This is a genomic window from Bacillus sp. cl95 (assembly GCF_900115925.1).
Classification (GTDB): Bacteria; Bacillota; Bacilli; order Bacillales; family Cytobacillaceae; genus Neobacillus_A.
The window spans coordinates 368573-384197 of sequence record NZ_FOYF01000004.1 but is presented as its reverse complement, the minus strand read 5'-3'; the positions used below and the strand labels follow the sequence as shown (position 1 = coordinate 384197).

Annotated in this window: 13 protein-coding genes; 11 read left to right on the top strand and 2 right to left on the bottom strand. The window is 41.9% G+C overall.

Annotated elements, in window-relative coordinates; all coding sequences use genetic code 11:
• Nucleotides 1-4: 4 nt before the first annotated feature.
• From purM to purD, 4 genes are all read left to right on the top strand, one after another.
• Complete coding sequence (purM, locus tag BMZ31_RS13905; protein ID WP_090832403.1) at nucleotides 5-1039, top strand: phosphoribosylformylglycinamidine cyclo-ligase; 1035 nt, start codon at nucleotides 5-7, stop codon at nucleotides 1037-1039.
• On the top strand, nucleotides 1036-1605 hold the full coding sequence (gene purN / locus BMZ31_RS13900) for a phosphoribosylglycinamide formyltransferase (protein WP_090832401.1): 570 nt from the start codon (nucleotides 1036-1038) through the stop codon (nucleotides 1603-1605). The genes purM and purN overlap by 4 nt, the downstream gene beginning before the upstream one ends.
• Before the next feature lie 11 nt (nucleotides 1606-1616).
• On the top strand, nucleotides 1617-3152 hold the full coding sequence (purH, locus tag BMZ31_RS13895) for a bifunctional phosphoribosylaminoimidazolecarboxamide formyltransferase/IMP cyclohydrolase (protein ID WP_090832400.1): 1536 nt from the start codon (nucleotides 1617-1619) through the stop codon (nucleotides 3150-3152).
• A 114-nt stretch (nucleotides 3153-3266) separates the two neighbouring features.
• Complete coding sequence (gene purD / locus BMZ31_RS13890) at nucleotides 3267-4547, top strand: phosphoribosylamine--glycine ligase (RefSeq protein ID WP_090832398.1); 1281 nt, start codon at nucleotides 3267-3269, stop codon at nucleotides 4545-4547.
• On the opposite strand, the gene BMZ31_RS21060 is transcribed toward purD, so the two are convergent.
• Together BMZ31_RS21060 and BMZ31_RS13885 are read right to left on the bottom strand one after the other, a co-directional pair.
• Nucleotides 4516-4605, bottom strand: a complete 90-nt coding sequence (locus tag BMZ31_RS21060) for an EYxxD motif small membrane protein (RefSeq protein WP_368086650.1) — start codon at nucleotides 4603-4605, stop codon at nucleotides 4516-4518. The two genes, purD and BMZ31_RS21060, sit on opposite strands and share 32 nt — an antisense overlap.
• A 134-nt stretch (nucleotides 4606-4739) precedes the next feature.
• Entirely contained in the window at nucleotides 4740-5051 is a 312-nt protein-coding gene (locus tag BMZ31_RS13885) for a YgaP family membrane protein (RefSeq protein WP_090832396.1), read from the bottom strand.
• A gap of 142 nt (nucleotides 5052-5193) precedes the next feature.
• Between BMZ31_RS13885 and BMZ31_RS13880 the strand changes: the two genes are divergently transcribed.
• From BMZ31_RS13880 to BMZ31_RS13850, 7 genes are all read left to right on the top strand, one after another.
• A complete protein-coding gene (locus BMZ31_RS13880) occupies nucleotides 5194-6936 on the top strand; it encodes an adenine deaminase C-terminal domain-containing protein (protein WP_090832394.1) in 1743 nt (580 codons plus the stop codon).
• A gap of 69 nt (nucleotides 6937-7005) precedes the next feature.
• Nucleotides 7006-8055, top strand: a complete 1050-nt coding sequence (locus tag BMZ31_RS13875) for a DUF3048 domain-containing protein (RefSeq protein ID WP_090832393.1) — start codon at nucleotides 7006-7008, stop codon at nucleotides 8053-8055.
• Between the two features lie 40 nt (nucleotides 8056-8095).
• A complete protein-coding gene (locus BMZ31_RS13870; RefSeq protein WP_090832392.1) occupies nucleotides 8096-8410 on the top strand; it encodes a YerC/YecD family TrpR-related protein in 315 nt (104 codons plus the stop codon).
• A 291-nt stretch (nucleotides 8411-8701) separates the two neighbouring features.
• Entirely contained in the window at nucleotides 8702-9391 is a 690-nt protein-coding gene (locus BMZ31_RS13865) for a heptaprenylglyceryl phosphate synthase (RefSeq protein ID WP_090832390.1), read from the top strand.
• Nucleotides 9392-9454: 63 nt separating this feature from the next.
• Nucleotides 9455-11731, top strand: a complete 2277-nt coding sequence (gene pcrA, locus BMZ31_RS13860) for a DNA helicase PcrA (protein ID WP_090832388.1) — start codon at nucleotides 9455-9457, stop codon at nucleotides 11729-11731.
• Between the two features lie 314 nt (nucleotides 11732-12045).
• A complete protein-coding gene (gene ligA / locus BMZ31_RS13855) occupies nucleotides 12046-14052 on the top strand; it encodes an NAD-dependent DNA ligase LigA (protein ID WP_090832386.1) in 2007 nt (668 codons plus the stop codon).
• Between the two features lie 46 nt (nucleotides 14053-14098).
• A complete protein-coding gene (locus BMZ31_RS13850) occupies nucleotides 14099-15265 on the top strand; it encodes a CamS family sex pheromone protein (protein ID WP_090832384.1) in 1167 nt (388 codons plus the stop codon).
• Nucleotides 15266-15625 lie beyond the last annotated feature (360 nt).

Sequence of the window (15625 nt, the reverse complement as noted above, 5' to 3'; positions counted from 1 at the left end):
GAAAATGGCTCAAGCGTATAAACAGGCAGGCGTAGATATTGAAGCGGGGTATGAAGCAGTACAGAGAATGAAAAGGCATGTCGATCGAACAAGACGCCAAGGTGTAATGGGGAGCCTTGGTGGATTTGGTGGCATGTTTGATTTGTCTTCATTAAATTTAAAAGAACCGGTACTTGTTTCAGGAACGGATGGCGTCGGCACAAAGCTGATGCTTGCCTTTATGATGGATCGACATGATACGATTGGGATAGATGCCGTGGCCATGTGCGTAAATGATATTGTCGTTCAAGGTGCGGAACCGTTATATTTTCTAGATTATATTGCTTGTGGTAAGGCGATTCCTGAAAAAATTGAGAGTATTGTGAAGGGTGTTGCGGAAGGTTGTGTGCAAGCAGGCTGTGCCTTGGTTGGCGGCGAAACCGCAGAAATGCCTGGTATGTACTCGGAAGAGGAATATGACTTGGCAGGTTTTGCGGTAGGTGCTTGTGAAAAATCTTCCATCGTTTCAGGGAACCATATCGAGGAAGGTGATGTCCTCATTGGTCTTGCTTCAAGCGGAATACATAGTAATGGATATTCCCTTGTTAGAAAAATCCTCTTAGAAGACGAAGCTATGAGTGTAGATGACTTTGTCGCGGAATTGGGAACGACACTGGGCGAGGAACTGCTTAAGCCTACTAAGATTTATGTGAAACCAATCCTTTCAGCGTTGAAGCATTATACTATTAAAGGTATGGCGCATATCACTGGTGGAGGGTTTGTTGAAAATATTCCGCGTATGCTGCCAGAATCCTTTGGTGTAAAGATCAACGAAGGGTCATGGCCAGTTCCTCCTGTTTTTAAACTGTTAGAAACGAAGGGGAATCTGAAGCGCTCAGAGATGTACAATATTTTTAACATGGGAATTGGTATGGTTGTTGTAGTAGATAAAAATTCTGCACCATTGCTTATCAAGCATTTTCTTCACGAGGGTGAAGATGCTTTTGAAATAGGAGTGATTACTGAGGAAACTGGCATTGACATTGGTGAGGGAAGATGAGAGATATTGCTGTATTTGCATCAGGAAGTGGAAGTAACTTTCAAGCTATTATCGATGCGGTAATAGTGGGGACTCTTCACGCAAATATCAAGTTGCTAGTATGTGACCGGCCAGAGGCTCGAGTAATTGAACGGGCGAAAGAGAATGGCATTCCTGCATTTGTTTTTTCGCCTAAGGATTTTGCTAATAAAGAAGCCTTTGAACAAGTAATACTACGTGAGATGAAAAAGTACAACGTTAGCTATATCGTATTGGCTGGTTATATGAGATTGATTGGTCCAACCCTGTTAGGACAATACTCTGGAAGAATCATCAATATCCATCCTTCTTTGCTGCCTGCATTCCCTGGCAAGGATGCAATCGGCCAGGCGTTGGAATCCAAAGTAAAAGAAACAGGAATTACTATCCATTTTGTGGATGAGGGGATGGATACAGGGCCAATCATTGCACAGAAAAAAATCCTGCTTGATGAACATGAAACAAAAGAAAGTTTGCAGGAAAAGATACATAAAGTTGAGCATCAATTTTACCCTGCACAATTGCAAAAATTACTAACGGCTAAGTGAGGAGAACAGAGATGAAAAAACGAGCACTGATTAGCGTTTCTGAAAAAAGTGGTGTTGTTGAGTTTGCAGCACAGTTAGAGGAACTGGGATTTGAAATCCTTTCGACGGGCGGAACGAAAAAAACGCTGCAAGAAAACGGAATTGCTGTAAAAAGTGTCAGCGAAGTAACGGGGTTTCCTGAAATTTTGGAAGGTCGCGTGAAAACTTTGCATCCGATGATCCATGGGGGACTATTGGCAAAAGCGGACGAGCCTTCGCATCAGGCACAGCTCGAAGAACATGGTATCGTTCCAATCGGAATCGTTTGTGTAAACCTATATCCTTTCAAGAAAACGATCGCTATACCTGGAACAACTTTTGAAGAGGCAATCGAGCAAATCGATATCGGTGGACCAGCCATGCTGCGTGCATCTGCCAAAAACCATCAATACGTAACCGTAACTGTCGATCCAGCCGATTATCCGGCCATCATTAGCCAACTAAAAGAAGATGGTGCAGTAGATATGGCTACAAGACAGAAACTTGCAGCAAAAGTATTCCGCCACACAGCTGCCTATGATGCTTTGATTGCTGAGTATATGACGGAAAAAGCGAAAGAGGAGAATCCAGAGAATTTAACCCTTACATATGAATTGAAACAAGGGCTTCGTTACGGGGAAAATCCGCACCAACAGGCTTCCTTCTATCGAAAGCCACTTGGCTCTGACTATTCGATTGCCAACGCTGAACAATTACATGGTAAAGAATTATCTTATAACAACATCAATGATGCCGATGCTGCTTTGCAAATAGTAAAAGAATTCACTGAGCCGGCTGCGGTTGCGGTCAAGCATATGAATCCTTGTGGAGTAGGTACAGGGGAGAGCATCTATGATGCTTTTACAAAGGCTTTTGCGGCCGATCCGGTTTCCATATTTGGAGGGATTGTCGCGCTGAATCGTGAAGTAGATCGAATGACGGCAGAAAAGCTTCATGAAATATTCCTTGAAATCGTTATTGCACCTAGCTTTTCAGAAGACGCACTTGAAGTCTTAAAAGGTAAAAAGAACGTCCGTTTATTGACGATTCCTTTCCAAAGTGAAAAGAAAAAAGAGACAAGGGCTGTTTCCATTGAAGGTGGCCTTCTCGTTCAGGACCAAGACTTCTTTTCGTTGGAAGATGCCGAACTGAAAGTAGCGACAAGAAGAGAGCCGACAGAAGCAGAATGGAAGGCATTGAAATTCGGCTGGAATGTCGTAAAGCACGTGAAATCGAATGCGATTGTAGTCGCTGAACAAGACATGACGATTGGTATTGGTGCCGGCCAAATGAATCGAGTAGGTGCAGCCAAAATAGCGCTTGAGCAGGCTGGAGCTAAGAGCGAGGGCGCCATAATGGCATCAGATGCGTTCTTCCCGATGGATGATACCGTTGAAGCGGCTGCCAAGGCAGGCATCACGGCAATCATTCAACCAGGTGGCTCAATCCGTGATGAAGATTCTATCAAGAAAGCGGATGAATACGGAATCGCAATGGTGTTTACAGGCGTCAGACATTTTAGACATTAAGCCCATTTTCTTCATTAGGCTATGTTAAAGCTCAGTATTGATTTTGGCCCTATATTGATGAGAGCGTAAATCAACAGCCAAGTTAAAGTCATAAAAAAATGGGAGGTAAACACGATGAACATATTGGTCATTGGTCGTGGTGGGCGAGAGCATGCGATTTGCCGAAAATTAAAGGAAAGCAAGTCAGTTCATGAGGTGTTTGCAGCCCCAGGCAATGATGGAATGAGTGAAGTTGCCATCAATATCGGCATCGCAGAAAACGAGCACGATAAACTGTTGGCATTTGCTAAAGAAAACCATGTCGGCCTAACCATCATTGGACCTGAAATGCCATTACTAGAGGGACTTGCCGACAAATTCCGTCTTGAGGGTCTAGATGTATTCGCACCTAATCAAGCGGCAGCCATGATTGAAGGAAGCAAAGCGTTTGCGAAGGATTTAATGAAGCGATATGACATCCCGACTGCCTCATACGATGTGTTCGATAATTTCGATGTGGCAAAGGAATATATTGAAACAATAGGGGCGCCGATTGTCATAAAAGCGGATGGTGTAGCGGCTGGCAAGGGCGTCGTGGTTGCTTTTAGCAAAAAAGAGGCAATAGAGAGTCTGGAAGATATGATGTTGAATAATAAGTTTGGAAATTCTGCTGACCGTGTTGTGATTGAAGAGTACCTTGAAGGCGAAGAGTTCTCCTTGATGGCATTCGTTAATGGGGATATCGTAATTCCCCTTGAGATTGCCCAGGATCATAAGAGGGCGTTTGATGGTGACCTTGGACCAAACACAGGGGGGATGGGCGCCTATTCACCTGTCCCTCAAATCGGTGCAGAAGCGGTGAAAGAATCTGTGCAAACTATTTTGCAGCCTCTTGCGTCTGCACTTGTAAAAGAAGGTAAGACCTTCTGTGGAGTCATTTTTGCAGGATTAATGAAGACGAATGAGGGTCCAAAGGTAATTGAATTTAATGCGCGTTTCGGTGATCCTGAGACACAAGTTGTCTTACCGAGGATGAAGTCAGACTTAGCTCAAGTGATTATAAGTCTTTTAAATGGAGACGTTCCTGAAATTGAGTGGCATAATGAAGCAACGCTCGGTGTCGTACTCGCAGCAGAAGGATATCCAGATTCTTATCAATCTGGTGATGTCATAAAAGGTTTGGCAGATATGAACAGTGAAACGTATGTATTCCATGCCGGCACACAGAAAAATAAGGAAGGCGATTTTGTAGCAAGTGGCGGACGGATTTTACTGATCGGAGCGAAAGGGAAATCCGTGAAAGAAGCTCAAGAAAAAGCCTATCTTGAAATAGCAAAAATTAAAGCAGACGGAATGTTTTATCGCAAGGATATTGGCTATCGTGCTATCGGGCGCGACGTCTCCGTGTTTTCCTAACAAACGCATACGATATGGCGATAATTCCACCTATAAGGGCAATTAATACAAAAAGCATATCGCTTAAATATTCTAAAAACACAGTGATCATCTCCTATTTAAAATGAAGCCAAACACGCAATGAATGCGCGTTTGGCTTTTTGCCGTTCTTTATTGTTGTCTAGTTTTGGAACCATAAAGGTGCGCTTTTCTTTAAGAAGGGTTATACGGCAGCATTTGCTCCATCATGTTTGCTGCTTCCTTAATCTCATCCACTTCCCCACCGTTGTTTTCGTGTTCACGACGCTCATGCATTTTTTCCTGTCCTCTTTCAAAAAGTTCAGTGATAGGGCAGAAGCGGAGAATTCCTTCTGCTATTTTCATGCCTGCTAGCATAGCCATAAAAATATAGGAATCACGCCACGGATGTTTCACTAGCTTAGCCGTACTCCAGGAAAGGACGGTGAATCCGATCGTAATGCGGATGAGCGCATTGATGATGCCAATATTCGGTCTGATTTTCATACAGAGACCCCCTTTTAGAATTTTGTAAATTCTTTAGTGCGTTAAACTGCGAATTATGTTAGTATAAAATCGACAGAAAATTGAAAGGGCTTTCACTCCCTTTGTTTTCCAAATATTATATGTCTAAAAGGAGAGGGAGCAAATGCCAGAACAACGTTATCGTTGGAAAAATAAGCAGTTGCGTGAGCACGTGGAAGTGTTGGACGGAAAAAAATCGCCGACCCTCCTACTAAAAAATGCACGTTATTTAAATCAATCATTAAAAAGATGGATGCAAGCAAATATATGGATTTATGAAGATCGCATTGTTTATGTTGGCGATCAACTACCCAAAAAGCTTAACGATTGTGAGGTTGTGGACTGCGAAGGTCAAACGCTCGTCCCAGGATATATTGAACCTCATTCCCATCCTTTTCAATTATATAATCCCCTTACCTTTGCTACGTATGCATCTCAATTTGGGACTACGACATTTATCAACGATAATATGGCGTTAATTTTGCAACTGAGTCAAAAGGAAACATTTTCACTGATACACGAACTAAATTCTTTGCCTGTGACAATGTATTGGTGGTGCCGTTTTGACGCTCAAACGGAAATTCAAAACGAAGAGGCGATTTTCTCAAACGCCAATATTAAGGCGTGGCTGGAGCATGACTGTGTCCTTCAGGGAGGCGAACTGACTGGTTGGCCAAAACTTCTTGCCGGCGACGATATGATGCTCCACTGGATGCAGGAAACAAAACGCTTAAGGAAGCAAATTGAAGGACATTTTCCAGGGGCATCTGAAAAAACACTCGCAAAAATGATGCTTCTTGGTGCGGATTGCGATCATGAAGCAATGACAGGTCAGGATGTTTTGAATCGATTGATGCAAGGATATATGGTATCACTCAGATATTCTTCCATAAGACCAGATCTGCCGAATCTTCTCGATGAAATGAACGAGCTTGGCATAGATGTTTATGATAAGCTGATTTTCACGACAGATGGCTCGTCTGCCGGCTTTTATGAACAAGGTGTCATTGATGCCATGATTCGTATTGCCATGGAAAAAGGAGTTCCGACAATTGATGCTTATAATATGGCAACGATCAACGTTGCTCGCTATTACCATATGGAGCATCTACTCGGGAATATTGCTACAGGCAGAATTGCCAATATTAACTTCTTAAGTGATGAAAATAATCCAACTCCTGTTTCCGTACTTTCAAAAGGTAAATGGTTAAAGCGAAATGGCGAAAATACAAATGTGTTTCCTGACATTGATTGGAGTAAGTATGGTTTAGGGGAAATGGAACTTAATTGGAATTTATCGATGGATGACCTTCAGTTTTCAATGCCGTTTGGGATGAAAATGGAGAATGCAGTTATTACGAAGCCATACTCCATTTCTATCGATGTCTCGGATGATGAATTATCCGAGAATCATGATGAAAGCTTTTTTATGCTCATTGACAGAAATGGAAAATGGAGAATCAATACTGTTATTAAAGGTTTTGCCAACAAGCTCTCAGGGATGGCAAGTTCATTTTCAAATACAGGGGATATCATTTTAATCGGAAAAAGAAAAAGCGATATGATGCTCGCCTTTAATAGAATGAAGGAAATGGGTGGGGGCATTGTCGTTACGGAAAATAATGAGGTTCTCCATGAGATTTCCTTAAGTCTCAACGGTGTAATGTCTCATTCTAATGTCGTGGAAATCATATCGGATGAAAAGAAATTGTTGGCTATTCTAAGCGAACGTGGCTATCATTTTTCAGATCCTATTTATAGTTTATTGTTCTTTTCATCGACGCATTTGCCATACATCCGGATTACACAACAAGGTATGTATGATGTCCTAAATAAAATGATACTCTTTCCATCGATAATGCGTTAAAATGGAAAAGAAATTGGCTTCAACCATCATGCAGAAGTACACACCAAATGAGCCTATAGGGGTGTTAAAATGAAAAAGTGGATAACTGTCGGATTGGCAGCTATGTTGCTGGTTGCAGGGTGCAGTAAAAAAGAGGAAACGACTAAAAAGGTTGATAAAGAGAAAAAACCTCCTGAAGTCGTAAAAGAAGTAGAAGCAACAGAAGAGTTCTCTTATTTTTTCCCGTTAACGGGCATAGGGACGAATGATGAAATCGAAGATCGGTCTGTAGCGGTGATGGTGAATAATCATCCTCAAGCGAGACCGCAATCCGGTTTGCATAAAGCAGATATCGTCTACGAAATTTTAGCAGAAGGTGATATCACTCGTTTTCTTGCCGTTTTCCAAAGTGAAAAGCCTGACAATATTGGGCCTGTTCGCAGTGCACGGGATTATTATATTAGATTAGCAAAGGGCTTGGATAGTCTGTTTGTAGCACACGGTTATAGCCCTGAAGCGAAAGAAATGCTCGAAAGTGGCTATATTGATGATTTGAATGGAATGGTTTATGATGGTACTTTGTTCAAAAGAGCTAGTTTCCGTAAAGCACCACACAATTCTTATATTTCGTTTGAAAATGTGTTAAAGGGTGCAGAACAGAATCACTTCAATATGAAGGAAGCGCCGAAACCATTTAAGTTTTTAACTGAAAAAGAAAGCAAGAGCATAACGGGTGAAGCGGCCACAAGGATTTCTGTATTATACTCATCCAAAGATCAGTTTAATGCTGAGTACGAGTACGACACAGATTTAGGGAAATACAAACGTTTCTCGGGTGATGAACAGACAATCGATCTTGAATCAAAAACCCCTGTTCTGCTTGATAATATCTTTATCATAGAAGCCAACCACCGTGTAATCGATGACTATGGACGAAAAGACATTGATTTTGAAGCTGGCGGAAGAGCGTATTTGCTTCAAAAAGGCACATGGAAAGAAATAGAGTGGGAAAATGTTGACGGTCGGATTGTACCGATGTTGAACGGCCAGGAAGTAGCGCTTTTACCAGGGAAAACGTGGGTGAATGTAGTACCATCCAGACCTGGTCTCGAACAAGTGGTTCAGTTTACAGACCAATGACGATTGGAAAGAATTCCCTTAAACTAAAGGAGATTAAGATATGCAAATTAATAAGCTACGTGGTAAAGAACTCGATCAGTTGTTTAATTCAGTGTTATCTTTAAAAGATTTAGAAGAGTGTTATCGTTTCTTCGATGACCTTTGTACAGTGAACGAAATACAATCACTTGCACAACGTTTAGAGGTAGCAAGGATGCTACGTGAAGGTAAAACTTACCATAAAATTGAGACTGAAACAGGTGCGAGCACGGCAACGATTTCTCGCGTCAAGCGCTGTCTGAATTACGGTAACGATGCTTACGAAATGGCTTTAGAAAGAATTAAAAGCGAAGACACGGCTCAAGTAGAAGAGTAGGCAATAAGAAGGAGAGATTGAATTCATACGTGGATTCGATCTCTTTTCTTTTTTGAAGTATTAGGTCTCTGAACGGAGACAACTGTCTAGCTCCAACGCCCAGCCCCTCGGGGTTGTTTCCAAAAGCCTAAACAACCTAGGTCATAAGCCAAATCACTTCAGAAATCAGGATTTCCTGCGTGATTCGTCTTATGCCTGTCGGGGCTAACACGGTCGCTTTCGCTTTTCTTTTGATTGAATTAAGCAAATGCTATAATGTTGTAATGTACTATCGAATGGGGGCTTTTTTGCATGTACGATTTTCGCGAGTGGCGCCATGCGTTTAAACTCGATCCAAATAAAGAAATATCTGATGAACAACTTGAACTCATATGTGAATCCGGCACGGACGCTGTACTTGTAGGAGGGTCCGACGGAGTGAATCTCGAAAACGTATTGGACTTGATGTCTCGGATACGTAGATATACGGTTCCATGTGTTCTTGAAGTTTCATCGATTGATGCTGTTACACCTGGCTATGATTTATATTTTATTCCTACTATCTTAAATAGCCAAAATCCAAAATGGATAACAGGCCTTCACCATGAAGCGGTAAAAGAGTTTGGTGAAATTATGGATTGGAATGAAATTACGATGGAAGGTTATTGCATCCTCAATCCTGATTGCAAGGCGGCCAAGCTAACATCGGCTACGGGAGAAATGACAAGAGATGATGTTGTTGCCTACGCAATGATGGCTGAGAAAATGTTTCAACTTCCCATCTTTTATATGGAATACAGTGGGATGTACGGAAATCCTAAATGGGTAGAAGAAGTGAAGAAGGTATTGGATAAAACTCGCCTTTTTTATGGTGGCGGCATTAAGAACGAAAAGCAGGCAGCAGAGATGGCTGCATTTGCTGATGTCATTGTCGTAGGAAATGCCATTTATGAGGATTTTGAAGAAGCTTTAAAGACAGTTAGAGCCGTTAAATCGGCTTGATAGATAAATAAAAAAAGTTTACAATCACAATAAGAACATACGTTTGATTGGTGGGTGAAAAGGATGCAATTTTTAACTGATAAGTTATTGAACGGACTTAATCCGCAACAGCAAGCTGCAGTTAAGGCTACGGACGGTCCTTTATTGATTATGGCAGGAGCGGGAAGCGGAAAGACGAGAGTGTTAACACACCGAATTGCTTATTTAATGGTAGAAAAAGGTGTTAATCCTTACAACATTCTCGCGATTACTTTTACAAATAAAGCTGCTAGGGAAATGCGCGAGCGTATTTTTAATATGATGGGCGGAGCTGCTGATCAAATTTGGATTTCTACATTCCACTCCATGTGCGTGAAAATTTTGCGACGTGATATTGACCGAATCGGTTTTAATCGTAACTTTACTATTCTTGATACAACTGACCAGCAATCCGTCATTAAGGGAATCCTAAAGGATAAGAATATTGATCCCAAGAAATATGACCCTCGTGCACTTTTAGGTGCGATAAGCTCGGCGAAGAACGAATTGATTGAACCTGAAGAATATGCGAAAAACTCTGTCGGCGATTATTTTGGGCAGATTGTGAGCGACGTTTACACAGAATACCAAAAGCGTCTCCGTAAAAATCAGGCACTTGATTTTGATGACTTGATTATGACGACGATTTTGTTGTTCAAGAGAGTGCCGGATGTTCTTGAATTCTATCAACGTAAATTTCAATATATCCATGTGGATGAGTATCAAGATACGAACAGGGCACAGTATTTGCTCGTCAAGTTATTGGCAAGTCGCTTTAGAAACTTGTGCGTAGTAGGTGACTCTGACCAATCCATTTATCGTTGGCGTGGAGCAGATATCGCAAATATCCTTTCATTTGAAAAAGATTATCCGAACGCGACAAGTATTTTCCTTGAGCAAAACTATCGTTCGACGAAACGGATTCTTTTAGCGGCAAATGAAGTAATCGCGAAGAATATGAACCGTAAGCCTAAAAATTTATGGACAGAAAATACCGAAGGAAACAAAATCGTTTACTATCGTGCTGACAGTGAACAGGGAGAAGCTCAATTCGTTGCAGGTAAGATTAAAAAAATGCTTGATAGTGGCGAACGTAAACCGTCTGAAATTGCCATTCTGTATCGCACAAATGCTCAATCGCGTGTAATGGAGGAAGTACTTCTTAAATCATCCATCGAGTATTCCATTGTCGGTGGAACAAAGTTCTATGATCGTAAAGAAATTAAAGACATGCTAGCTTATCTAAGATTGATTTCCAATCCGGATGATGATATCAGTTTGCAGCGTATCATCAATGTGCCAAAGCGTGCTATCGGATCTACTTCGGTTGACAAGATTGCTAATTTTGCAGCCATGCACGATATGTCCCTTATGCAGGCACTCGACTCTATCGAACTCGTTGGCTTGAGTCCGAAGACGACAAAGGCAGCGGCTGATTTCCGCAATCTTATCAAGAATTACACGCAACAACAGGAATATCTGTCTGTTACAGAATTGGTCGAAGAGATTCTAGAAAAATCAGGGTATCGTGACATGCTGAAAGCAGAAAAGTCGCTTGAGGCACAAAGTCGATTGGAAAACTTGGATGAATTATTATCCGTAACGAAAAACTTTGAAGAAGTAAATGAAGACAAAAGCCTTGTTGCCTTCTTGACCGATCTTGCACTTGTTGCCGACATTGATTCACTCGATGAAGAAGGGAACAAGACAGAAGGTGTTGTACTGATGACCCTTCACTCTGCAAAAGGTCTTGAGTTCCCAGTAGTCTTTTTAATTGGCTTAGAGGAAGGAGTCTTCCCGCATAGCCGTTCCTTAATGGAAGAAGCGGAGATGGAAGAGGAAAGACGTCTTGCATATGTGGGAATTACAAGAGCAGAGCAACACTTGTATATAACAAATGCGCAGATGCGGACATTATTTGGTCGTACGAATATGAATCCACCATCGCGTTTCATAAAAGAAATTCCAGAAGATTTGCTTGAAGGTGTGGAGCCTGCTGTAAATAGTCGTCCTTCTCCATTTGGCAGTTCAACTGGAAGTCGCTCAGGTTCATTTGGCGGAAGCAACAGACCAACCTCATTCAGTACTCCTGCTAGAACAGGAGCAAGACCAACACCTGTTACAAGAGCAAGCAATGCTTCAACTGGTGGTGATACAGAAGGCTGGAAGGTTGGAGATAAAGCTGCCCACGGTAAGTGGGGCACCGGCACAGTTGTAAGTGTTAAGGGAGAAGGAGAAGGAACTGAACTTGATATCGCATTCCCAAGTCCGACTGGAATCAAGCGATTGCTTGCAAAGTTCGCTCCGATCACAAAAGCTTAGGCTCTTTTCGTAAACTTTGTTGTTATCGAAACAAGAAAAAGCCGGCATTAGGGCTTTTTCTATACTGAAACCATAAGGAATTTAGCGTTTAGAATTTTGTATTGAGGAAAAGAGCACGAAATATGAATCAATACGTGTTGTTTCATTATTCGTAAAAGTAAATATCAGTGCGAAAATAGCAAAAGCTTAAGAGTGAACCTAAATTGTTTAGCAAAGAGCGCTAGCTCCTATTGAGGCTTATGAGGGTAAAGTAATGGTTCTACAAAGTCAGGGAATGCAGGCGCTCGCCGCTTTCTATGAAGGGATTGAATAGAATGGATAAGCAAGCTGCTGAAAAAAAGATTATCGAATTGCAGACAATTTTAAATCAATATAACTATGAGTATTACGTGTTGAATCATCCTTCGATTCCGGATGCAGAATATGACCGTCTAATGAGAGAACTCATTGAACTGGAAGAACAATTTCCAGAATTCAAGACTGCCGACTCACCATCTGAAAGGGTCGGAGGCGCGGTACTTGAAATGTTCGAAAAGGTGGAGCACCGTACGCCGATGCTTAGCCTAGGAAATGCTTTTAATGCGGATGATTTGCGTGATTTTGACCGACGTATTCGCCAAAGTGCAGACGAAGAGTATTCATATGTCTGCGAATTAAAAATTGACGGGCTTGCTGTTTCACTTAGATACGAAAACGGAAGGTTCGTTCAAGGTGCAACAAGAGGCGATGGTTCGATTGGGGAAGACATTACGGCAAACCTAAAGACAATCAAATCAATTCCATTAAAGCTAAAGCAGGATGTCTCCCTGGAAGTACGGGGCGAAGCCTTTATGCCGAAGAGTTCTTTTGAGGCTTTGAATAAAGCGCGTGAAGAACGTGGGGAAGAGCTTTTTGCCAATCCAAGGAACGCTGCTGCCGGGTCATTAAGGCAACTGGATACTAAAATGGCTGCATCACGAAGATTAGATGTTTTTCTATACGGGATTGCCAATGGCGTCGATTTGGGTATAGAGTCTCATAGCGGAGGCCTCGACTTCCTTGATGAACTTGGTTTTAAGACCAATAAGGAACGCAAGAAATGTGCAAATATTGATGAAGTCATCGCGTATGTGGAGAGTTGGGGCGAAAAAAGACCACACCTTGCTTACGACATTGATGGAATCGTGATTAAAGTCGACTCACTTTCACTTCAGCAAGAATTAGGAACGACTGCGAAAAGTCCACGCTGGGCGATTGCATATAAGTTCCCTGCCGAAGAAGTTGTTACAACGCTGAAAGATATCGAATTAAGTGTGGGCAGGACTGGTGTCGTCACACCAACGGCGATTCTTGAACCTGTTAGGGTGGCAGGAACTACCGTTCAACGCGCTTCCTTGCATAATGAGGATTTAATCAGGGAAAAGGATATTAAAATTGGCGATCAGGTTGTCGTCAAAAAAGCCGGCGATATCATTCCTGAAGTGGTGAATGTATTAGCTGATCTGCGTACCGGTGAGGAACGAGACTTCCACATGCCTACACACTGTCCAGAATGCGAAAGCGAGCTTGTCCGTTTGGAAGAAGAAGTTGCACTACGTTGCATCAATCCTAAATGTCCTGCGCAAATTCGCGAAGGCTTGATTCATTTTGTTTCACGTACCGCCATGAACATTGACGGTCTAGGCGAAAAAGTTGTCAGTCAGCTATTCGCTGAAAAACTGATTGAAGATGTAGCAGATTTATACAAGCTGACACGCGAGCAGCTCCTTGGCCTTGAGCGTATGGGTGAAAAGTCCGCCAACAACTTATTGACCGGGATTGAAGCTTCCAAAAATAATTCTCTAGAAAAGCTGTTATTTGGCCTCGGTATCCGACATGTGGGAGCAAAAGCTGCAAAGACGCTTGCCCAGCAATTTGAATCCATGGACCGTTTGGCTATGGCTGGTAAAGAAGAGCTGCAGTCTGTCAATGAAATCGGAGAAAAAATGGCTGACTCTGTAGTGGCATATTTTGATAATGAAGAAGTAAAAGCACTCATTGCTGAGCTAAGCGAAGCAGGAGTGAATATGCTCTATAAAGGTGCAAAGCCTGTTTCAGTGGAGTCTTCAGATTCGTTCTTTGCAGGAAAAACGGTCGTTCTGACAGGTAAACTTGAGCAAATGTCCCGTAATGAAGCCAAAGAGAAAATTGAATCACTCGGCGGAAATGTGGCCGGAAGCGTCAGTAAGAAAACACATCTTGTTGTAGCAGGTGAAGATGCAGGATCGAAGCTTTCAAAAGCAGAGGAATTGGGCATCGAAGTATGGGACGAGAACAGACTCCTTCAGGAATTGAATAAGTAAAATAGTAATAATCAAGGCAAAAAGAAAAGTAAGAGGTGTTAACGCCATGAGAAAAATCTCAATGGCCGCTCTTTCTCTGATGCTCTTGCTCAGTGGTTGTGCACCGAGCTTCCAAAAGGAAGAGGGAGTGGTTCAGACGAAGGAAAAATCGAAAGAAAAAGCAATCATTCCGAAATATAAGATTTCGGATAAGTATTATCAAACGATTTTACCTTTCGAACCTGGAGAAGCACGTGGGTTGGTCGTAAATAATTTGAATACAAGATTTGATATTAATGAATTCGAGACAGGGTTAATGCGAATTGCCCAAAATACATTCGATCCAGATAAATATGTTTTCCGTGAAGGTCAAGAACTAAAGCGAGATAAAGTGAAATTGTGGTTAAACCGTAAATTTACTCCTCAACAATTAGCTGAGGAAAAGCTAAAGGAAGAAGAGAATATTGGTTTGAATCCACTAGATGACGGTAAGGGAGATATTAAGGAGCGCAATATTAAAAATCCCATCTACCTTGCCCACATTTTAGAACACGATTACTTGATCAAAGGTGACAATAACACAGTTAGCTTAGGTGGCGTTGTCATCGGTTTGGCTTTGAATTCCGTCCATTATTACCAAACGGAAGCATTTGGGGATACTTTTGAGAAGAAGATTCCTAAGGATGAGATGGAACGTGAAGGGAAGAAGATTGCCCAAGAAGTCGTTAAAAGGCTACGTGGTATGAAAGAGTTTAATGGTATACCTATCATGGTGGGTTTGTTTGAACAGCAAAGTGCATCATCCGTTGTACCTGGAAACTTTTTCGCCTATACGAATGTTGGAAAAGATAGTTCAAATATTGATGGTTGGGAAACCGTCAATGAAAAGTATGTTCTATTCCCATCTACAGAGGCAACTGAGAAGCATCGTGACGATGCGACGGCATTCCTGAACTTTAAACAGGATGTGGAAGAATATTTCCCTAACTTCAATGGAGTAATTGGTAGAGCCTTTTACGTAGGGGACCAATTCCAAGAATTAAATGTGAGTATACCGATTCAGTTTTTTGGTAAAGCGGAAGCCATTGGGTTTACGCAATACGTGACTGGATTGGTGATGGAGCATTTCCCTGACTATCTTTCTGTTCAAGTAAGCATAACGTCAGTTAATGGACCGGAAGCTCTCATTGTAAGGAAAGCTCAGCAAAAAGAACCATTTGTCCATATCTATTAGTATTGAAGGCTAAATCCCTGAAAGGGGATTTAGCCTTTTTGTATTTTGAGTAGATGCACGGTGGGGTATTTTTAATCCTAGGGAGTGTCGAATTTTCGATAAGTGCTTCGTAAGCGCCGTTAAGCTTCCCACAACCGCCGTAACCAACTCCACAATCGCCGTTAAAAAAATGAACCGGCCTGTGATTAGAGGCTATACCCCCTACATTCCATTCAGCATAATAGACTCAATCCAGAGCATGTCACTCGATTGCTATATTTTCCTTATTTTCCAACGATTATTGTGCGTAGTGCAAAGATTGATAGAACCCCATAATCATGTTAGAATGTTCTTTGGGTGAAAACGTTTTACCTACTGATG